This window comes from Alteromonas sp. ISO5 (assembly GCF_058105165.1).
In genome coordinates this window covers 680,482-701,676 of sequence record NZ_CM176572.1, presented here as the reverse complement: position 1 = coordinate 701,676, position 21,195 = coordinate 680,482, and the positions used below count along the sequence as shown (strand labels likewise).

At 49.4% G+C, this 21,195-nt stretch carries 20 protein-coding genes; 9 read left to right on the top strand and 11 right to left on the bottom strand.

Going from position 1 to position 21,195, the window contains the following annotated elements:
* Positions 1–109 precede the first annotated feature (109 nt).
* On the top strand, positions 110–1,678 hold the full coding sequence (locus AC2T0J_RS03065; RefSeq protein WP_489808717.1) for a bifunctional metallophosphatase/5'-nucleotidase: 1,569 nt from the start codon (positions 110–112) through the stop codon (positions 1,676–1,678).
* 37 nt (positions 1,679–1,715) lie between these two features.
* Here the strand turns inward: AC2T0J_RS03065 and AC2T0J_RS03060 are convergent, their stop codons facing one another.
* The gene (locus AC2T0J_RS03060) at positions 1,716–2,747 is read right to left on the bottom strand and encodes an LLM class flavin-dependent oxidoreductase (RefSeq protein ID WP_489808716.1); all 1,032 of its coding nucleotides are present in this window, start codon (positions 2,745–2,747) and stop codon (positions 1,716–1,718) included.
* Positions 2,748–2,818: 71 nt separating this feature from the next.
* Between AC2T0J_RS03060 and AC2T0J_RS03055 the strand changes: the two genes are divergently transcribed.
* The 3 genes from AC2T0J_RS03055 to AC2T0J_RS03045 all read left to right on the top strand — a co-directional run bounded on the left by AC2T0J_RS03055 (position 2,819) and on the right by AC2T0J_RS03045 (position 7,203).
* Complete coding sequence (locus tag AC2T0J_RS03055; RefSeq protein WP_489808715.1) at positions 2,819–3,754, top strand: LysR family transcriptional regulator; 936 nt, start codon at positions 2,819–2,821, stop codon at positions 3,752–3,754.
* Between the two features lie 91 nt (positions 3,755–3,845).
* On the top strand, positions 3,846–5,501 hold the full coding sequence (locus AC2T0J_RS03050) for a BamA/TamA family outer membrane protein (protein ID WP_489808714.1): 1,656 nt from the start codon (positions 3,846–3,848) through the stop codon (positions 5,499–5,501).
* A 19-nt stretch (positions 5,502–5,520) separates the two neighbouring features.
* Entirely contained in the window at positions 5,521–7,203 is a 1,683-nt protein-coding gene (locus tag AC2T0J_RS03045; RefSeq protein ID WP_489808713.1) for a phosphoethanolamine transferase, read from the top strand.
* 20 nt (positions 7,204–7,223) lie between these two features.
* Here AC2T0J_RS03045 and AC2T0J_RS03040 read toward each other — a convergent pair whose 3' ends face one another.
* A complete protein-coding gene (locus tag AC2T0J_RS03040) occupies positions 7,224–8,408 on the bottom strand; it encodes an NHL repeat-containing protein (protein ID WP_489808712.1) in 1,185 nt (394 codons plus the stop codon).
* Positions 8,409–8,558: 150 nt separating this feature from the next.
* Between AC2T0J_RS03040 and dnaB the strand changes: the two genes are divergently transcribed.
* Positions 8,559–9,947: a replicative DNA helicase gene (dnaB, locus tag AC2T0J_RS03035; RefSeq protein WP_105935178.1), complete on the top strand. Its 1,389-nt coding sequence runs from the start codon at positions 8,559–8,561 to the stop codon at positions 9,945–9,947.
* 21 nt (positions 9,948–9,968) lie between these two features.
* Here dnaB and AC2T0J_RS03030 read toward each other — a convergent pair whose 3' ends face one another.
* The gene (locus AC2T0J_RS03030; RefSeq protein WP_489808711.1) at positions 9,969–10,286 is read right to left on the bottom strand and encodes a helix-turn-helix domain-containing protein; all 318 of its coding nucleotides are present in this window, start codon (positions 10,284–10,286) and stop codon (positions 9,969–9,971) included.
* 11 nt (positions 10,287–10,297) lie between these two features.
* Complete coding sequence (locus AC2T0J_RS03025) at positions 10,298–10,729, bottom strand: hypothetical protein (RefSeq protein WP_489808710.1); 432 nt, start codon at positions 10,727–10,729, stop codon at positions 10,298–10,300.
* Between the two features lie 338 nt (positions 10,730–11,067).
* Here AC2T0J_RS03025 and AC2T0J_RS03020 point away from each other — a divergent pair, with 338 nt between their 5' ends.
* Positions 11,068–11,901 (top strand): alpha/beta hydrolase family protein, encoded by an 834-nt coding sequence (locus AC2T0J_RS03020; protein WP_489808709.1) that lies wholly within the window; start codon positions 11,068–11,070, stop codon positions 11,899–11,901.
* Complete coding sequence (gene kynU / locus AC2T0J_RS03015) at positions 11,898–13,133, top strand: kynureninase (RefSeq protein WP_489808708.1); 1,236 nt, start codon at positions 11,898–11,900, stop codon at positions 13,131–13,133. The genes AC2T0J_RS03020 and kynU overlap by 4 nt, the downstream gene beginning before the upstream one ends.
* 20 nt (positions 13,134–13,153) lie before the next feature.
* Here kynU and AC2T0J_RS03010 read toward each other — a convergent pair whose 3' ends face one another.
* From AC2T0J_RS03010 to rsd, 6 genes are all read right to left on the bottom strand, one after another.
* Positions 13,154–14,074 (bottom strand): glycosyltransferase, encoded by a 921-nt coding sequence (locus tag AC2T0J_RS03010; protein WP_489810426.1) that lies wholly within the window; start codon positions 14,072–14,074, stop codon positions 13,154–13,156.
* Positions 14,075–14,471: 397 nt separating this feature from the next.
* Positions 14,472–15,683: an OmpA family protein gene (locus tag AC2T0J_RS03005; RefSeq protein ID WP_489808707.1), complete on the bottom strand. Its 1,212-nt coding sequence runs from the start codon at positions 15,681–15,683 to the stop codon at positions 14,472–14,474.
* A gap of 82 nt (positions 15,684–15,765) precedes the next feature.
* A complete protein-coding gene (locus AC2T0J_RS03000; RefSeq protein WP_489808706.1) occupies positions 15,766–16,206 on the bottom strand; it encodes a secondary thiamine-phosphate synthase enzyme YjbQ in 441 nt (146 codons plus the stop codon).
* The gene (locus AC2T0J_RS02995) at positions 16,196–16,660 is read right to left on the bottom strand and encodes a chemotaxis protein CheX (RefSeq protein ID WP_489808705.1); all 465 of its coding nucleotides are present in this window, start codon (positions 16,658–16,660) and stop codon (positions 16,196–16,198) included. Before AC2T0J_RS02995 ends, AC2T0J_RS03000 begins: the two co-directional genes overlap by 11 nt.
* Entirely contained in the window at positions 16,650–17,123 is a 474-nt protein-coding gene (locus tag AC2T0J_RS02990) for a transcriptional repressor (protein WP_105935147.1), read from the bottom strand. The genes AC2T0J_RS02995 and AC2T0J_RS02990 overlap by 11 nt, the downstream gene beginning before the upstream one ends.
* Before the next feature lie 71 nt (positions 17,124–17,194).
* Positions 17,195–17,659 (bottom strand): sigma D regulator, encoded by a 465-nt coding sequence (gene rsd / locus AC2T0J_RS02985; RefSeq protein ID WP_489808704.1) that lies wholly within the window; start codon positions 17,657–17,659, stop codon positions 17,195–17,197.
* Between the two features lie 205 nt (positions 17,660–17,864).
* Here rsd and nudC point away from each other — a divergent pair, with 205 nt between their 5' ends.
* The gene (gene nudC, locus AC2T0J_RS02980) at positions 17,865–18,689 is read left to right on the top strand and encodes an NAD(+) diphosphatase (RefSeq protein WP_489808703.1); all 825 of its coding nucleotides are present in this window, start codon (positions 17,865–17,867) and stop codon (positions 18,687–18,689) included.
* 242 nt (positions 18,690–18,931) lie between these two features.
* Positions 18,932–20,023 (top strand): uroporphyrinogen decarboxylase, encoded by a 1,092-nt coding sequence (gene hemE / locus AC2T0J_RS02975; protein ID WP_489808702.1) that lies wholly within the window; start codon positions 18,932–18,934, stop codon positions 20,021–20,023.
* Between the two features lie 24 nt (positions 20,024–20,047).
* Here hemE and queG read toward each other — a convergent pair whose 3' ends face one another.
* Positions 20,048–21,190, bottom strand: a complete 1,143-nt coding sequence (queG, locus tag AC2T0J_RS02970) for a tRNA epoxyqueuosine(34) reductase QueG (protein ID WP_489808701.1) — start codon at positions 21,188–21,190, stop codon at positions 20,048–20,050.
* Between the last annotated feature and the right edge of the window lie 5 nt (positions 21,191–21,195).

The window sequence follows — 21,195 nt, the reverse complement described above, 5'->3', positions numbered from 1 at the left end:
CTTGTTACTTTCACTGATTTTGCCAGCCCGACTATAAAGATTGACGTACACTCACTAGTTTTTAGTCGGCGACCGATCCCGGTGGTTTGACATCTCGCGAGGTCCTACCTTGATAAAACATGTGTTCGTATTATTGTGTTGCACTTTCAGCCTGGTAGCCGTCTCCGCAGCTGCACAGGAAAAAAAGCTGACCCTGTTGTATACCAATGACATTCACGCCAGAGTGCATCCACATATTGTGCGCTATGTTGATGCTTCCCGAAAAGTAGGCGGCTTCGCCAACATTGCCAGCTACGTAAAACAATACAAAAGCGAATATCCGGGCACATTGTTTCTGGATGCGGGAGATTATTTTGCTGGCTCCACTATGGATACTCTGAGTCAGGGTGAGTCGATTATCGATATTATGAATCAGATGAGTTACGACGCGGTGTCTATTGGCAATCACGAATTTGATTATGGCTGGGACAACATGTTGGTTCAATTGAGCCGGGCAAAGTATGATGTACTGCTGGGTAACGTCTTCTACGCCGGATCAGATAAACCTCTGTGGGACAAACCTTACACCATTGTTGAGCGCAGCGGCCTGAAAGTTGGTGTGATAGGCATGCACGGCGTGTTTGCATTTTACGATACGGTGTCTGCAGAAATGCGTCAGCACATCGAAGCCCGCGATGAAGTCAGGCTAACGCAGCAGTTCATTAATGAACTTAGTCCGCTGGTAGATATTACCGTACTGTTGGTTCATGAGGGTACTCCGGCACGGCAGTCCAGTTACGGCAATGCCGATGTGCGCCGCGGACTGGATAAAGATATTCGGATGGCTGAACAGCTTAAGGGACTGGATGTGCTAGTCACCGGGCATGCGCATGTAGGCACTCCTGCTCCTATTGAAGTGAATAATACGCTGATCGTGTCGACCGATGCTTACGGCATTAATGTGGGCAGGTTAGCGCTGACATTTGACACTGCCACTGCGAGTATTACCGGGTACCAGTTTGAGCTTAAAACCATCTGGGACGATGAATGGCAGGCCGATCCGGCAACCCAGGCGGTTATCGAACACTGGGATGAGCAAATGGCTGAACGTACAGCAAAGGTGGTTGCGACGTTTCCGGCGCCGTTAACCCGTTCTTATGGTGAATCCTCACCGCTGGGTAACCTGGTTGCCGATGCACTGCTGACCCGGTTTCCTGGTGCGCAACTGGCGTTTACAAATAGTGGCGGTATTCGCGCCGATATCAACGCCGGTGAGGTTTCTGTCGCCGAGGTGATTGACGCCCTGCCATTTCAGAACTATCCGGTGCTGATGACTATGAAAGGCTCACAAATCAGGGCTGTGCTGGAACATGCGGCTGGTTTGACAAACGGTGTACTGCAAACGTCCTCGGGCATGTATTATCAGTACGATAGTTCATTGCCAAAAGGGCAGCGTGTCACTGGTATATTGCTTAACAACCAACCGCTGGATGTAACCAGAACCTATCAGGTGGCCACAAATAACTTTTTAGCGGATGGTGGGGACGGGTTTACCGCTTTCACCGAAGGTGAGGGCCGGCACAATCTGGCCGGAGAGTATTTATTTCAGACCGTGTCGGCCTATTTGCAAACGCTACCGGATCTTAGGGTAATCCTTGAGCAGAGAAGGGTTCATGATACATCCTTAACGTCTCAATAGGCTGATCTCAATAATCCGAGGGCTAAAAGCCCCCGGATCAATTGCCGCCAAGTTGCAGTACATTAGCCAATTTCTGGTAACTTTGGCAGCGGGCCTTAAAGCTGTGGGTTACCGCCACGGCCAGTACTTCATCCACGTCGTAAAATGCCGCCTGGCGGTGCAGTTCACTGGCACATTCCTCTGCGGTGCCAGTGATCATGGAGTCACGGGTTTCCCTAAAATAAGCCTGGTCAGAGGTCGAGAGTTGCTTGTACAAATCCATACATTGTTCGGGCGGTCGCAGTGACTCACGAATGCCATGACGAAACGCCAGTACTTTCCAGTAGGTATGGGATGCCGCCAACAGCTCGGCTTCTTCTTTACTGTCGGCACAAATAACCGCCTGGGCAATCATGGCCTGCGGTGACTGAAAGCCTTCAGGGCGAGCTTTAAATTGTGCTTTGTAACGGCTGATGATGGAGGCCGGGCGCTCATGAGTACCAATAAATAATGCCAGTACAAATCCAAGGCCAAAATGAGCCGCCAGATCGACGCTGCCATCGCTGGAACCTAAGGTCCACAGTTGCGGCGCATGGCTGTCCTGAGGGGTAGTTTTTAATCCCTCAAACACGGTGTCGGAAAAACTATCGCCATCCACAAAACCGGTGAGCAGTGCCACCTGGTTAGGAAACTGCTGGGCATGTGTTGGTGCATGAGGATAAGCGAGTGCCTGAGAGGAGGCTTCATTGCCCCCAGGGGCACGGCCAAACCCCAGGTCGATTCGATTGGGATGATAAGCCTCCAGGGTTTTAAATACCTCTGCCACTTTGTAGGGGCTGTAGTGCGACAACATTACGCCGCCGCTGCCAACCCGAATGCGCCGGGTATGAGCGGCAATCTGGCCAATGACAATTTCCGGGCACGGGCTTGCGTAGCCGGGGGTGGCGTGATGTTCGGCAATCCAGTATCGGTGATAGCCCAGTTCATCAGCTTGCTTGGCCAGCTCCAGCGTATTGCGTAAGGCTTGTGCCTGACCCTGGTCATCGTGCACCGGACTCTGATCGACAATACTGACTTTTAAATCACTCATCACATTTAACACCTGTAAAAACTCACTGTGAAAAGTTTAACGAATATCGAATTGTAAAAATAAGTGTAAAAATGCAATCATTGATCCCAAAAATGGGATTAATGATGAATTATCAGGACCTCTACCTGCTGATAAAGGTTGTTGAATGCGGTTCCTTTTCAAAAGCCGCCAAACGATTGAATATGTCGACCTCCACATTGAGTCGTCGTGTTCAATATCTGGAATCCGCAGTAGGCACAAGGCTTATTCGCCGTACGGCCAGACACCTGAGTTTAACCCAGGCCGGTAGTCTGCTCTTTCAGCGCAGTCAGGCGCTTTACAACGAACTGGAAAATATCTCGCTTAGTGTTGAGCAGGAGGTGCATTCGCCTTCTGGTGAACTCACCATCACCGCGCCCATTGGGTTGTCCGCGCAAGTGCTGGATAACTGGTTTTTCAGCTTTATGGATGTTTACCCGAATATCGCGCTAAAGCTTAATTTGGTGAATAAACAAATAGATCTCAAGCAGGAGGGGGTCGATGTTGCTTTTCGGATTGGTAATCAGGCGGTACAAGACTGGGTGGTACGTACCTTGTTTTCATCGTCCTACTCATTAATTGCTGCGACCGACCGATTGGCTACGTTACCCGAGATATCGCATCCGAATGAGTTGCACCAACTCCCCTTGTTGGCAGCCCGTAGCCTTTCTACATGGCAATTGACCCATCAAAATGGTGAGCTGTTTGTTATTGATGTTAGCGGCCGCCTGGTGGTTGATGAAATGAGTACTTTGTTAAAAGCTGTACAGCGGGGCATGGGGGTGAGCCTGATGCCTGATTATATGCTGCCAAAAAACCTGACAGATGCCGGACTGCACCGCCTGTTACCCGCATGGCAAGCACCGGAAAAACCGGTGCAGATGCTCTATTCCGACCGTCAGTATATCCCGCGTAAGGTCCGCGTATTTATCGACAGTATGCTGCAACAGGCTAAGCCGTATTCGCCGAGGTATACGCCGGCCCGGTAAAAGCGTTAAGCCTGCCTTAAGAATCCTGTGGCATAAATCACCATATCCTCAGTGCAACTGAATTTTGTTGCCGAATCGTGCGGTAAGGTTTATGCGACGTTCTACACATTACAAGCGGCTTTGTACTGCCTTCTTTGTATACAGCCTGTTCAGTCAATACGCTGTCTGTGAAGTGCTGTTCCCGAAAGAAGGCTGTGGTTCGGACGTTCGTCACGAACAACCGCAAAAGGTGGCTGAAATTGTTATTAACAGCCGGGATATTTTTGACGAGTCGAAACAGGATACCGGGTTTATTCATCGTCTGGCCAATCGTCTGCATATTACTACTGGAGCGGATGTCATTGCCGAGCGACTGCCCTTTAGAAAGGGGCAGGTTGTTACTCCTGAGCAACTCGCTGAAGCAGAACGAATTATCCGCCGTGAAATGTATATTCGTGATGCGAAAGTCACCTATATTGATACCTGTAACATAGACGATATGGCCAGAATTCAGGTGGAGACCTGGGATAACTGGTCATTATTACCAGCGGTGAGTTTTGGCCGAAAAGGCGGCAAAAACCGCTTCGAGGTGGGCTTTAAGGAAGACAATCTGTTTGGCCGGGGAATTCATACCAGCGTTGAATATAAAAGTGATGAGCAACGAACCGGATACCGCTTTGTGGTACGTGCTCCGCTCTCGTTTATCCCGCACAGTAACGTGATTCTGGATGTTGAAGACAATGATGACGGCAGCATTGTGCAATTGCAGTTTGATAAACCGTTTTATCAGTTGTCTGGCGAAAACCGTTTTCTGGCCAATTATTTGAGTTACCAGCGGGTGGATGAAATCTTCCAGAACGGTGGTACTCGCAGTGTATTTGCCCATAAAGGCCATCAGTACGATTTAGCCTATGGTTTTTTATTGCAACGGCAAGGTGATCATTTACACCGACTCACGCTGGGAGTGACCGATCAGTCTGATGAATTTGACTGGCCGCCAGATAATGCGGAACCGGGTTTTAACCAACAACTACCGCTCACCCGCGATTTTGTTTATCCCTGGCTGGAATACCAGTATTTGCAAAACGATTTTCAGGTATTGCAGGATATTTACCTTACCAATCAGAATGAAGATATTAACCTGGGGTGGGCGGCCACGCTCAAACTCGGGATCGAGACCCAATCGCCACAAAGTGCATTCGGTACCCATCTGCAAGGCTCGCTTTCACGGGGCTTTTTGTGGGGCAGTAACCTGTTGCTGCTGGGAGCTGATATCTCGTCAGCGCTAGGGGTGCTGGAGGATGATTACTTTAGTGTCAGCCTGCATGGTGAGTATTTTAACCGGCTCAACAGTAAATTTGCGTTTTATACCTCAGGAATCTTATCAGCCAGTCGTCATCCGTTTGCAGATTTACCGGTTACGCTGGGGGGCGAGAGCGGTGTCCGTGGTTATCCATTGCAATATCAGCATGGCGACAACCGGGCGCTGACTTCCGTGGAGCTTCGTTACTATCCAAAGATCAATATCTATCGGGTGCTCGATATGGGCATGGTGGCATTTTTGGATGCGGGTAAAGCCTGGTCCGGTGAAAGCAGCCGCGACAACGAAGATAGCGCCATTCTCGCCAGCACCGGGCTTGGGGCCCGGTTTTACTCTAATCGTTCCAGTCACCGCAATGTTATCCATGTGGATATGGCTTTCCCGTTCAGCAATGGCGAAAACGTTGATAGCTGGCAGTGGCGTCTGCAAGTAAAACAATCCTTTTAACACCACAAAGTGAATTATAATGAAAACTCAACCTGTATTCCGATTGCCTGGCATCCCACAATTTCAATGCAGAGCGGTACATTTGCTACTGCTGGTAAGTGTGGTGAATATCTTTTTGTTTAATCAAACCTTTCTGACCATGTTCTGGGCCGCGGTGAATATCAGCTCGGTGCATGACATGCTGTTTGTTCTGAGTGTGCCGGTTTTTATGGTCATTGTAATGACCCTGCTGACGTCTTTGCTCTCAATGGTCGTGGGCTTGCGATTGGCAATCATGATTAATTTTTTGTTTGCTGCACTGGTGAGTTATGCCACGTCTTCATTCGGCATTGTGTTTGATAAGGAAATGCTACGCAATATTTTTGAAACCAATTCTCAAGAGGCGCTCAGTTATTTAAACATATCGATAGTCGGCTATGTGCTGCTAACCGTGGTATTGCCCATGGTAATATTGGCAAGGACTCGGTTTAGCGATACCTTTAAGCAACGTGTCGTGTCGGTGTTTGCTGTAAATGTTGTGGGAATGCTGGGCGTTATTGCTATTGCTGCGCTGTTTTATAAAGATTACGCGGCGTTTTTTCGTAATCACAAAGAACTTACCAAATACATTACGCCGGCAACTGCTTATGATTCTACCTATAAATATGTGCGTGATACTTACTTTACTGAGCCTACGCCGTTTAAAGTGCTTGATCCGGCTCCGCGAATTAACCCTTATGTCGCCAACTCGACAACGCTCACGGTAATGGTGGTAGGGGAAACCGCCAGAGCGGATCATTTTCAGTTACAAGGCTATCCCCGGGAAACAACACCTAATCTGGATCGTGAACATGTGCATTACTTTAACTCGGTTGCCTCATGTGGCACGGCAACGGCGGTTTCTGTGCCGTGCATGTTTTCGCGCTTAAACCGTGACGAGTACGACCACTATACCGCTGATCATCAGGATAACGCGCTGGATATTATCCAGCGTGCCGGCGTTGAGGTGGCATGGGTTGATAATAACTCCAGCTGTAAAGGCGTTTGTAAGCGCGTGCCCAGTTTTACTGTTGAGCCGCGCGAGGACTCCGGTGAGTGTAATAAAGACACCTGTTACGACAGCGTGCTGGTAACCGCAGTGAAACAATATATTACCCATTCAAACCGACCCAACAAACTACTGGTGCTGCATATGATTGGTTCGCATGGCCCGACCTACTATCAACGCTACCCTGCAACCTTTCGACGTTTCACGCCCGATTGCCAGCAAAGTGATATTCAAAATTGCAGCAATGAGGCACTGATTAATACTTACGATAACACCATTGCGTATACCGATTATGTATTGGGCGAAATTATCGAGGTATTGAAGCGCAGTGACATCGGTAATACCCAGCTGTTATATGTTTCTGATCACGGCGAATCACTGGGCGAGTCAGGCTTGTATTTGCATGGCTTTCCCTATGCCCTGGCACCTGAATCGCAAACCCATGTCCCCATGTTGTACTGGCAAAACCTGCAGTCTGATTATGCTGGGGTTAACCGGGATTGTGATGGAAAATTCGCCTCACAAAACATCTCTCATGATAATGTTTTCGATATGCTGCTGGGCATGACCGGTGTGGAATCCATCGCCTACCGCCCCCAAGGTAATGTATTTAGTCAGTGCGATCAGTCTCTGGCGGGGGTATTAGCAGACTTTCCGGTTGCTGCGGCGCCGTAAGCTGGCACCGCTCCGCTGGCTTATTCTGAAACCAAAACCAGTTTTTGAACCCGTCGGCCGGTAGAGACCTCAGAGGTGTAGAGGTTTCCTTTGCTATCGGCCACCACGCTGTGCAACCAGGTAAACTGACCGGGGTAGCGGCCGGGGCGGCCAAAACTACCGAGTACTTCATAGGTATCGTGCCAGAGTACCCAGATACGACCGTTCATCATATCGGCCACATACATGTAGTGATTGTCAGGAGAGAAAGCGACATCGGTGGCGGTGCCAAGGCCCATGGTATTGCCAGCAATTGCTAATTCTCGCACAAAGGTCATCTGGCCATTGGCATCGTTTTTAAACACCTGCAGGCGATTATTGCGCCGGTCGCACACATAAATCAGGCCGTTATCTGACTTTGTAACACAGTGCACAATATCGCCAAAGTTGGGCGCTTCGGTATTAATGCTATCGGCACCCGCGGTGGCCTGCGATACATCAAAATCGCCAGCGCGGGTACCGCCACCTGGGATAGATGCGTAGGCGCCCCAGTATTGTGAGAAGGCATTGTCGTTGCTGTTAAAACCAATAATACGCTTATTGATATAGCCGTCGGCGATGAGCACTTCATTAGTCTGCGCGTCATGATAAATATCAGCCGGGTTGCCCAGCGACTGCTTGCTCTGATTGCCCTGCGTACTGTTGCGCTTACCAAACTGGCGAATAAATTTACCTTCCGCCGTAAAGTTAAGTACCACATGATCGCCTTTGCCGTTGCCGCCCAGCCAAACCGTGTTGTTATCGTCAACAAATAAGCCGTGTACGGTTTGCGGCCACTGGTTAATACCGTCAATTTCCGGTGCGATGGACTCGCCGCCCCAGCTGTTTTTCACTTTTCCGGCCGGTGAGATTTGCACCACATGGGGAGCCGCTTCACAGCAGACTCCGGTGGGGGGCGTTTGTTCCAGAGCCAGATCCAGCGGGCTCAGCGAGTTGGGGCGGTGCAGTAACCACAGGTTATCGGCCTTATCCACCGCCAGCCCCGGCACCTGGCCAATAATCCAGGTATCGGGTAAATCAGGCCAGCTGGCATCTACTTTAAATTCTGGCATGGGGTGCGATGCGCCTGGCTCAGGATAACTCTCTAGCGCTACCAGTGTCTCGCTGGCATTCACACTCATTGAAACAAGCCCGGGAATTAGCAGTAATAACGAGGTTTTCTTCATAACATTCCTGTTTGGCGAGCGGCCTTAGTCTTGATCTTTAGTATATCGGCTTAGCCATGATTAAGGATCATTTTCCCCCAACAAACGATGCAAGCGAGCGCTAAATATCGCATAATAACCCCCTTGCAAATTATTCAGGTATATCGTCAGGTGAAAGTTGTTCCGGCCAGTTCCGATAAAAGCGTAGAAAAACTCAAAGTACCGCCGCACAGCATAGAAGCTGAGCAGGCTGTGCTGGGCAGTATGCTTATCGATCCGGAATCCTGGGATAAGGTATCTGAGCTGGTTACCGATGCAGAGTTTTATAATCGCTCACATCAAATCGTATTTAAGGCGATCCTTGATTTGCTGGCGCAAAGTCAGCCAGTCGACCTGATTACCGTATCTGAATTACTCGAAAATAACGACCAGCTCGAAGACGCTGGTGGCTTTGCCTATTTAGGTGAGCTGGCCCGCAACACGCCAAGTTCTGCCAACGTTACCGCCTACGCGAAAATTATTCGGGAACGGGCCATCACCCGCGAACTGATTGGCGTGGCTAACGAAATCGCCGAAGTGGGTTACAATCCGGAAGGACGCGACAGCGCCGATATTCTGGATATGGCCGAGAGTAAGGTGTTTGAAATTGCTGAGCGCCGCACCGGGGCTTCGGAAGGGCCGCAGAGTATTGAGTCGGTACTGGGTAAGACCATCGACCGTCTTGAGGCGCTCATTAAAGACAACCGGGAAGTGACCGGGGTGACCACCGGGTTTTCCGATCTGGATAAAAAAACCAGTGGTATGCAGCCTTCCGATCTGATCATCGTTGCAGCACGGCCCTCCATGGGAAAAACGACCTTTGCTATGAACCTGGCGGAAAACGCCATGCTGGCAGAAGACAAGCCGGTGCTGGTGTTCAGTCTGGAGATGCCTTCCGAACAGATTATGATGCGTATGCTGGCATCACTCAGCCGGGTGGATCAAACCAAAATCCGAACCGCGCAGCTTGACGACGAAGACTGGGCACGCATTTCAAACACCATGGCCATGCTCAAAGAAAAAGACAACATCTATGTGGATGACTCGTCCGGTCTGACGCCCATGGACGTGCGTAGCCGTGCCAGAAAGCTGGCCCGGGAGCGGGGCGGACTGAGCATGATCATGGTGGATTACCTGCAGCTCATGCGAGTGCCTTCCTTAAGCGACAACCGAACGCTGGAAATTGCGGAAATTTCACGCTCGCTTAAAGCGCTGGCTAAAGAGCTCAATATCCCGGTTATAGCCTTATCACAGCTGAACCGGAGTCTGGAGCAGCGGGCCGATAAACGCCCGGTGAACTCCGATCTACGGGAATCGGGCTCGATTGAGCAGGATGCCGACTTGATCATGTTTATCTATCGTGACGAGGTGTATCACGAAAACAGTGAAGATAAAGGTGTCGCCGAAATCATCATCGGTAAGCAGCGTAACGGCCCCATCGGTACCTGCCGGTTAACCTTCCAGGGCCAGTTCTCTCGTTTTGACAATTACGCGGGCCCGGCAGTACCCGACGAGTATTAAAGCCCTCGAACACGCAAAGGATTATGAGCTCAACAGCCAGTACATCAGCGCGCCACCGGTAACCATACCCACTAACAAGGCAAGCAGAATACTCAGCGTTTGCTTACCGATATTAATAGATTGCCAGGATGACGAGTCTGCTTCTGGCACCACCTGTAAGGACTGCTGCGTCACTTCAAATACTGCACTCAGACTCATCACCGTTTCTGTCGCTGCGTTACCTTCTTTTTCAACGCGCTGGATGGTGCGTAAGCTCACGCCGCACATCTCGGCGAGTTGTTGTTGGGTCCACTGGTGCTGTTGCCGTAGCGCTTTTATTCGCAGTGCATCGATTTCCACAGCGCTGATCCCTATGCAACCAGGTATTTGATTAGCGCAACCGCCGATAAACCGAAGATAAAGCCGATACCAAACATTTTGACAATGTTAAGCCAGCTTCGCTTAGACGATGAAACAAACGCCTTTGACTGAGACGCCAGTAATTCGCCGTTTTTAAACACTTCGCACTCCAGATCGCCGCGCAATAAACTGGTAATATGATAGCGCACACGATAGTTGTGTCCGTTGTGGACAAACTGGTGCTCGCTTACCGTTTTCAATAATTCGCGTTTGCTCGACACCGGGTTGTCATTAACATAAACCGTTTCTTTACCCGACCAGGCTGAGCCGTGGACGGCAATATCGGTATCGCCATCGTTAAAATAAAACCAGTATCCGTCGATGAAATTGGGTGATGACATTGCAGTGCTTTGATTGTCTTTGGATGAATTTAAGTGTGCCATATTCGGGACTCCATACCTATATAATAACCTGTAATTTTCGTTCGTCGTCAGTACAAAGGTTGTGCTGAGTTGACGTCGCTATTGCAGCATGTTCATCCGACAAAGCGTGACGACAGCAGGGCGACTGCAAGCCGACTGGCATATGACAGTTTTTGTGACATTCTTTTATTTTATGTTATGAGTAGGAAGTAAGTACTTGCAAACTATTTTCGGGTAAGCTTGGATTGACCATGCTTATTGCACCGGTTTTCAATAGCCGTTACTCTGATGGCCCGCTAAACCGGCGTATCCCAGGAGTTACAGTGCGAGTATGCAACGGAGCAGAAGAGAAGCCCTCTATGATAAGAGTACTCAGCCTCCTGGCCGTAATGGTCGCTTTGCAGGCATGTAAGACTTTACCGGACAGTTCGATAAACGAGGTAAAGAATGTGCCGTACAGCGAAGTGGTTAGTCAGCGTTACCAGATTGCAGCGTCCAGTATTGCTTATGCAGACAGTACGCTACAGCGTATTTATTACTGGCCGGCTCAGGTCAAAACCCAAAGTGCGCTAATTTTTATCCATGGCGGATGCTGGCTAAATGCCTATGATTACACCCATGCCCGCGGCACGTTTACTGCACTGGCCAAACAAGGGATAGCGACATTTGCTATTGAGTATCGTCGCACGGGTGATGCTGGTGGTGGCTGGCCCGGCACGCTTACCGACATTCAACAGGCCCTACCCGAGGTGAAACAATGGCTGAATGAACAATCACTGGGAGACGTACCGGTTTATCTGGCGGGTCATTCGGCAGGTGGGCATCTGGCCTTGTTGGCTGCGCAGTCCTTAACGTTTCCGGTAGAAAAAATCATTGGCCTGGCAGCTATTACTGATCCTGTTACTTATGCCAAAGGGGCTAACAGTTGTCAGACGGCGACGCCGCCATTTTTTAACGGTATGCCAGATGAACTTCCCGAGGCGTATGCGGCTGCAACGCCGGATGTTGCGCGTATCAAGGCACCGGTGATTCTGCTTCAGGGGGATGCCGATGCTATCGTGCCGGTTAACCAAAGTCAGCTATCGGGCAGTGAAGTCATTATCAGTGAAGGGGCCGGTCATTTTGACTGGTTACACAGCCAGACATCCGCCTATCAGTTGTTGCTTAATCAATTATTAAAAGGAGCCGAATGATGTTGTCTATTGCGCAGAATCTCGATGAGCAGGACATTCTCGCGCCACTCCGTCAGCAGTTTTATTTGCCCCCGAACACCATTTATCTGGACGGCAATTCGCTCGGACCAATGCCTGTGGCAGCCAAAGCACGTGCTATAGACGTTGTTAATCAGCAATGGGGGCAGGACCTTATCACCAGCTGGAACAAGCACGCCTGGATTGATTTGCCCCATCAGTGTGGCGAGTTGATTGCGCCGATTATTGGTGCCGCGCCGGGGCAGGTTATTTGTTGCGACTCTATTTCGGTTAACTTATTTAAAGTGCTGAGCGGCGCCTTGCAGATGCAGGCAGGACGCAAAAAGGTGATAACCACGGCAGATAATTTCCCGACTGATATTTATGTCATTGAGGGGCTTAAACAACAGTTGGGTGAGGCGTCCTGTGAGCTGGTGCTGTGCGAGGAAAGTGATATCGAAGCGCAACTGGATGAGAGTATCGCCATTCTGTTACTGACCCAGGTGAATTTCAGGAGTGGACGATTGCTGGATATGCAGAAGATCACTGAGTTAGCCCATGCCAGGGGGATCCTGGTGATCTGGGATCTGGCACATTCTGCCGGTGCACTGCCGGTAAAACTCGATGACTGCAACGTGGATTTCGCCGTAGGTTGTACTTATAAGTACCTTAACGGTGGTCCCGGCGCGCCGGCATTTATTTATGTTGCTGAACGCCATCAGAACGCTTTTCAGCAGCCGCTTAGTGGCTGGATGGGACACGCCGCGCCTTTTACTTTTGACTCAGCTTACACGCCCGTGGCCGGCGTAAAACAAAATCTCTCCGGCACGCCGTCAGTGATTGCGATGAGTGTGTTGGAAGCGGCACTTAATGTTTGGTCAAACGTAGACATGCTGCAAGTGAGGCAGAAATCTCTGGCCATGGGGGAATTCTTTCTGGAGTGCCTTAAGGCCTGTGGACTGGATGAAGAGTTTACTAGTGTGTCGCCCGACTCTGCATTAGAAAGAGGCAGTCAACTGGCCTTTCAACATGAACACGCCTACGCGATTTGCCAGGCTTGGATCGAAGCCGGCGTGATTGCCGACTTCAGGGCACCAGATCTGCTCAGAATTGGTTTTACGCCGCTTTATGTTAGTTTTGGGGAACTGTGGCTGGCAGCTGAAAAGTTAAAGCATATTGTGACAGAGCAGACTTATTTGCTGCCAGAGCATCAGCAAAAGCTGGCTGTGACGTAGACTTAGCGTTACTGTAATAGTTAATATTGATAACGAAAGTACAAAGCGATAAGCAAACGTCTTAGTGAGAACCTGATAGCTAGTGCATTACGGGAAACGTAACGAAACGAACCTTTCCAGGCCCGGTAGTATGGCGGATTTTGCCTGATGAAGGTGAGTATCGGACGTAATTTTCTTAAATCACTGATCCGCAGATCACTTTGGCCCTGAGTTGCTACAAAGAACCAAAAACGTTCAAATGCCTCTTGGTCTAACTCTCCCACCAGCCTTGTAGCATGATCATAAGAGCCTGCTTGTGCCGTAGATAATTGCTTACTGCGGTTTTTACGGGTAATACTCTCGGTATTTATCCGGTAATCCACTAAAGGTTCATCTAGCCCGCCAAACTTAAAACCTGCTTTAAGTGACCTCAGGTATAACAAATAATCCTGCGCACTTTTAGTGACCGGGTAACTACCATTATCGCGGATCTCTTTGGTTCGAAACATGAGGCTGGGATGGCACAGCCGGCTATTGAGTAATAGCTCTGCGGCTAGTAATTCGCTGTCGGTACTAACCGGATAGCCGCCAATCTTGTTCCCCTGCATATCGATATGATTTACCGAGGTACAGCTTAAGGTTATGTCGGGATTGGCTTCCATGTAAGCAAATTGTTTGGCCAGGCGCTCAGGATGAGCAACGTCGTCGGCGTCATGTCTGGCCGTGTAGCGCCCCACCGCGTTTTCCAGCCCCTTATTGAGTGAGTTGCCTACACCCATATTGACTGGGTTAGTTATAATGATGATGCGTTTATCTTTTCCAGCATACTCTGCCAGAAAGTCTTTGGTTTCCTGGTTGCTGCCGTCATCCACAATTAAGAACTCAAAGTCCTTAAATGATTGCACGAGAATGCTGTCGATAGCTTCAGAGAGGTGTGTGAAGTCACCATTTAGTACAGGCATTAAAACAGAAATGGCACAGGACATATAACTTTCTCAAACATATTGTGTATTGCCAAAGTGCTGCTTAAAAACAAAACTGAAAAGGGGTTTTGGCAATCCCTGCCAGCTTTTTATCGTGATGGTTGATTGGCGGCACAAAAATCTACTGTGAGCTCCCAACTTCACCGAGAATAATAATTAAGTAGTTATTATGCAAGCGCTAGCCATTGAGGAAATGTATTGTTCATCGAACCGTGAGAGCTTTAAGCGGATTTGCGGGAGGCATACTCATCCCGCGCACTTCAGTTCTTCAATCCGCGTTGCGCAATGCGAAGCCATCAGTCCGATAATACAGTCATAAGTAAAACAAAAACGCCTGCAGTCGCAGGCGTTCTTTTATTATTGATTGGGTTAAAGATTATTGAGCGGGTACTTCAATAGTCTCACTTACTTTAACTTCAATACGACGGTTTAGGTGGTGTGCTTCTTTAGTGTTAGCAGTATCTAACAGACGCTCTTCACCGTAACCTACGGTATCTAAGCGGCTTGCATCGATACCGTACTGATTAACCAGCACAGACTTTAATGCTTTCGCACGACGCAGAGACAAGTCTTTGTTGTATGCTGGGGCGCCCGGTGCTGAAGAGTGACCTTCGATAGTTGCAGAGGTACTGCCGTAACGATTCAGGAAGGCAGCAAGTTCTTCAATTTGCGGGTCACTTTTGTCTTCAATTCCAGCGCTGTTGTTGGCAAACAGAATACGAACTTCAATCGACACTTCTTTATTGGTAAACACGGTACAACCATTCGGGTGCACTTTGTCGCCTTTAGGCGTATCCGGACAAGCATCCTGGCTATCGATAACGCCGTCGTTATCTGAGTCAGGCTCAATAGCACAACCCACGCCATCAACGGCTAAACCGGCACGGGTGTTCGGGCATTTATCCTGGCTGTTGATTACGCCGTCGCCATCTTTATCTGCGTTACAGCCCATGCTGTCGACAACGGTTCCTGAAGGAGTACCCGGGCACTTGTCCAGCGAATCCACTACGCCATCGTAGTCTGAATCAGCCGGTGCGGCTGTCATAGGGGCAGGCGTTGGCTCTGAATAGCTTGATGTACCGCCGAAGGTGTAAGATACGCCGAGCTTCACGCTGTAGTCATATAAGTTGTCGCTCAGATCACGGTAAGCCGCAATTTCACTGATGACGGCAACATCGTCGTTAACTGACCAGTGTTTACCCATACCGTAACCCAGCATTTGGTAATCATCGTCGAGATCCTGGTGGTACAAACCACCGAAAACATAGAAGAGGTCGTCCTGGAAGAAGTACATGGCATCAACGCCCAACATTGGGCCGCTTTCATCGCTGCCACCATTGGTGCCATCGATATCAAGGTAAGAAGCTGAAATTCTCGCTGCCCAGCTTTCATCAAATCGGAAACCGTATTCAGCACCCAAACCAAAACCGTCGTCCAACTGACCGGTTGGCTCTGGTTTGCCTTCGTCCGTGCTGTAGTACAGGCCATAGATACCCGCCCAGTTTTTCGCGTCTGATTCCTGAGCAAATGAAGGGGCAGAAACTAAGCCTGCTGCAATGAGTGCAAGAGTAATAGTAGATTTTTTCATTATTGACTTCCTGTGTTGGCAATAAAGTGTGTCCTGTAGTTCTATGCTAAAGCCGTGCCAGCATTGAACTTAAGTCTAACTATTATATGCCTGTGTTGCCCTGAATAGTAGCAATAATTGAGCGGGACCCCCCGCTGTCGCGATGCTCGCCGAGGATGATACCCTGCCAGGTGCCGAGTGCGAGCCGCCCTTGTTGTATCGGGATGGTTAACTGGCATCCCATAAGGCTGCTTTTAATATGAGCCGGCATATCATCAGACCCTTCATAAGTATGAATGAAATACGGTGTATTTTCTTTAACTGTATGATTAAAAAAGGATTCTAGATCTTTTCTTACCGATGGGTCGGCATTTTCATTAATGGTTAAACTGGCACTGGTATGTTGCAGCATGAGGTGCAGTAAACCCACCTCAACGTCACGAATCTGTGGTATTGCGCTGGTGATTGAATCAGTAATTAAATGAAAGCCTCTGGGATGAGGTGGTAAGGTAATTTTTTCAGAGTGCCAGTAATTATTTATCAAAGCAGATTTCCAGGTACGCTTTTCCGAGTTCGTGGTTAAACGGCAAAATAATCTTCGGCCCGTCTACCTGATGGCTTATACTGTGTTGCTTTCCAGAGACAACAACCGGTGTAGCCATACCAAACTCATAACCTTTCTCGGCCAGATCACGCTTGGCGTTACCACAAATCATGTTGGTAATTTCACCGACCATGTCGGCCACTTCTGCATCAATTTCACTGGAAGCCTCGCCCAGCATGTTTTGCATGATGCTCAAAATTAATCCTTCATCGAAAGTGATAGACATTGACCCTTTTACATTGGGCCCCACCATGCCGATTAATCCAGATACGTCGCCGTGGGCAACGTCATCATTTTTTTTCTTGGGTTTACCGGGGGTTAGCGTCGTCTGAGCCATGGTTTCCAAAACGTTTAGCAGGCCGCCGATAAACGGGTTTACGAACTCAGCATTCATGTTGTTCCTCTCCCAGTGTAGTTGACTCACTCTCCTGACAGTCTGCACAAAGGCCGTGGGCTTCAATGGTTTGTTTGGAAATTTTGAAGCCGTGTTGTTTGGCCTGGTTATCAAGCGTTTCTTTCAATCCTTCCGACTGTATCTCTGAGACGTCACCACAACTGTCGCAAATTAGAAACTGTACCGGGTGGTGGCAACCAAAATGATAGCAAGCCACAAACGCATTCGTGGATTCAAGGCGATGAATCAGGCCGAAGTCGAGCAAAAAATCCAGTGCCCGGTATACGGTTGCCGGCTTGGCGCTGGACTCAGTTTCTTTCAGGCCGTCGAGCAACTCATAGGCACCCATGGGGCCGTGCTTTTCCAGCATGAGTTCATACACTTTTTCCCTTAATGGGGTAAATCGTGCTCCCCGTTGCTCGCAGTAGGCTCTCGCTTTACTTATTATAGTGCTATTTTTCATGCTGAATTTTAATAATGTTGATACGAATTAATGGCATAAGAAATTATGATAACTGTTTCCAGGCCGGGACGCTAACCGGCTACCTCGTCGTTGACGAGGCCATGCATTCTCTGAATTAACCGATCTTCCAATTCGAAGCGGTCATCCAGGGCTTCCCCTAACTGAGTAATGGCAACTTCAAACCCCCGGGTATTCTGAGCGTTGAAGCCTTCGGCAAACTGATCGTTAAAGTCCAGTGCATGGTCGGTAGTGGCGCTGATTTTTGGAAACAGCTCCTGTTTAAGCGCTTGTCCATCCTCATCGTCGTTCACCAGCATCTCGTAAACTTCAAAATGACCCACTGACAGGTAATCCATTAGCAGTGCACAAAATTCGTTTACCTCGGTTTCATCAGGCAGTGTATTGGCTGATTGGTAATTGACCCCGGCTAAATGGCAATACTGGATCAATAACTGCCGGCGCTCATCCAGCCAGTTATCAATGGTTTTACTCGCGCCGCCCCAGCGTTGCCGGGCTTTTTCTACCTGATTTAACACTCTGAACGTCCTCATGAGGCTGTCATCAATCTAATTTGAGTATAACACTGCCTCAGAGTCTCACAAATGACAGTCGGAAATAATTCACCTTAACCATCTAAAGGATAATAGGAATTAACCGTGCAGCAAGTAAAAAGACAGCGCTTCTTGGTTCAATCAAATGTCACTGTGGTAGAATAAAACCAACGTCGTAATGGTAGCTGATATGTTAAAGTTTACAGGAAACACCATAGTGCAGCCGGGTCACTGGCTTATCTTCAATCGCGATCAGTTACTGGTGCCTGAAGAAGGTGACTTGCTGCCATTAATGAGTTGGTCAGATTTACCTTTTTTACATCATTATCAGGATCAGGTTCACCACCTGCATGCCGCTGACTTACCGCTCTCTCATCCGTTATACATTATCGATCTCGGCGCTGAGAATATCAGTGCTGCGGGTTGGCGCAATGCCGGTTTGCGGGAATTGATGACCAGTGAGCCACCGGTAACCTATGAAACCCTCTCCCGCGCCTGGCAATATGTGCATTTTCAGCGCACCCATCGGTTCTGTGGCCGCTGTGGGTCTCCCACCCAGGCGGTCGACTGGGAAATGGCGGTGCAGTGCCATCAGTGCGGGCATCGCTGTTATCCAAGGGTGTCGCCGTGCACGATTGTGGCAGTCTATCGTGGTAAGGAAATCCTGTTAGCCAGAGGTGTGCGTCACAGTAACTCTAAAATGTATTCGATCATCGCCGGGTTTGTCGAGAGCGGCGAAAGTGTCGAACAGGCAACGCACCGGGAAGTCGGCGAAGAGGTGGGGGTCAAAATCAAAAATCTGGAATACTTTGGCAGCCAGGCCTGGCCATTCCCTCACTCACTGATGATGGGCTACCTGGCCGAATATGACAGTGGCGACATCGTTATCGATGAAAAAGAAATTGTCGATGCAGACTGGTATCATATTGATAACCTGCCAATGCTGCCACCTAAATTGTCGATTGCCGGGAAAATACTTGAAGCATTAATTGACCGTCTTCGCCAAGCGCCTTAAATGAGCCTTAAAACGTGGAGAAACAATAAAAAACCCCGCAAAATGCGGGGTTTGAGTATGTTTAACTGAGGGCCCGTTGGCGAGCTTCTGTACTTATGCTTAATAGTAGTAGCAGAGCATATGCGATAAATCAAGTAAATCGCTGCAATTTTCATCTGGCTGTTCATTTATACGCATCATTCGCCAAATCTTGTTATACTCGCCGCCAATTTTTTGTAGTGTAATTGATTCCGGGGATCCCCATGGCAGAAACCAATGGCAGCCTTGAGCGCCCAGTTTTAAAAAATGACCGCTATCTGCGTGCGTTGCTCAAGCAACCTGTAGACGTAACGCCGGTATGGATGATGCGTCAGGCTGGTCGTTATTTACCAGAATATAAGGCCACTCGTGCCGTCGCCGGCGACTTTATGTCGTTGTGTAAAAACGCCGAGCTGGCCTGCGAAGTAACTTTGCAACCACTGCGTCGTTTCCCACTGGACGCTGCCATCTTGTTTTCGGATATTCTCACCATTCCTGATGCTATGGGATTGGGGTTATATTTTGAAACCGGTGAAGGTCCACGTTTTGAACGCCCGATTTCCTGTAAAGCGGATGTCGATCGTATTGGTGTGCCCGACCCGGAAGGCGAACTCCAGTATGTCATGAATGCCGTGCGTACCATTCGCCGCGAGCTCAAAGGCGATGTGCCGCTAATCGGTTTCTCAGGCAGCCCGTGGACACTGGCTACCTACATGGTTGAAGGCGGCTCCAGCAAAGCATTTACCAAAATTAAGAAAATGGCGTTTGCTGAGCCACAGGTATTACACGCACTGCTTGGCAAATTGGCAGATTCTGTGACCAGTTACTTAAATGCGCAAATAGCCGCCGGGGCACAATCGGTAATGGTGTTTGATACCTGGGGCGGTGTGCTGTCACCACGGGACTACAAAGAATTCTCGTTGCAGTATATGCAGCGCATTGTGGAAGGCTTAACTCGTGAAAACGAAGGTCGCCGGGTTCCGGTTACGCTGTTTACCAAAAACGGCGGCATGTGGTTGGAAGCTATCGCAGCAACCGGCTGTGATGCAGTAGGCCTTGACTGGACCATCGATATTGCCGAGGCGAAAACCCGGGTCGGAGATAAAGTGGCCCTGCAAGGTAATATGGACCCTTCCATGTTATATGCGCCACCGGCCCGTATTGAGCAGGAAGTCGGCGATATTCTGGCTGGCTTTGGTGAAGGTAATGGCCACGTGTTTAACCTTGGCCACGGTATCCATCTGGACGTGCCGCCCGAGCACGCCGGTGTGTTTGTAGAGGCGGTCCACCGCTTAAGCGCCCAGTACCACAAGTAATATTACTGTAGTGGCCGCGTGACCTCAGGCGTCGCGCGGCAGTCCTTTCTCAATGGTCCGGGTGAGCCTGGCCAGTTGCCGGTTTTCCTGATTACTGGTTTGCCGTTTCTCTTTCTGCTGCGTCAGTGCCCACTCCAAATGAGGCAATACCAGTTCACAGGCATTGGTTCTGGCTGCCGTCAGCGCTGTAACATAATTGGCAGAATACGGTGCATTGCCAATTGCTATACACAGGTTTCGTTGCCACTTCGCAAAACCTATACGCCGAATGGGCGAGCCTTCGGTGTTTTTCAAAAACGTATTTTCATCCCAGTTAAATAACGTAAGTAAAGACTGCCCGTGCAGGACCTGGCGAGGATGAAAATCACTCTCTGAAGTGACCGGAGCGAAACGATTCCATGGGCAAACCAGCTGACAATCATCGCACCCGTAGATGCGATTGCCCATGGCCGGGCGCAAGGATTCGGGGATCACACCATTATATTCGATGGTCAGGTAAGAAATACAGCGTCTGGCGTCGACCTGATAGGGCGCAACGATAGCCTGGGTGGGGCACATGGTGATACAGGCGGTGCAAGTACCACAATTTTCGGCTACCGGTTCATCCACCGGTAACGGCAGGTTAATAAACAGCTCGCCCAGGAAAAACCACGAACCCGCTTGTTTATTCAGTGTAAGGGAATGTTTACCGGTCCAGCCCAGCCCCGCTTTTTCAGCGATGGCATGTTCGAGTACCGGCGCGGAGTCTACAAACGGGCGGTACTCGGTATCGGTCAGACGTTCGCTGATCTGTTCGCCCAGCTGTTTAAGCTTTATTCGTAATACCTTATGGTAATCGCGGCCCAGTGCATAGCGGGAAATATAGCCAATATCACCGTCTTTAAGGTGGCGGGCAAAGGAGGCGTCCGGGGGAAGGTAGTCCATCCTGACGGAAATTACCCGTAATGTCCCTGGCACTAATTCGGCCGGGCGGGCCCGCTTCATCCCGTGGCTGGCCATGTAGTCCATGTCACCATGATACTGGTTATCCAGCCACTGTTGCAGGGCATATTCATGCTGACTAAGATCAATATCACTGATACCAACCTGCTGAAAGCCTAGCGCAATGGCCCAAGCCTTGATATCGTCTACCAAATTGACCAGATCTATCGATTGTAAAGTGGACATGTACA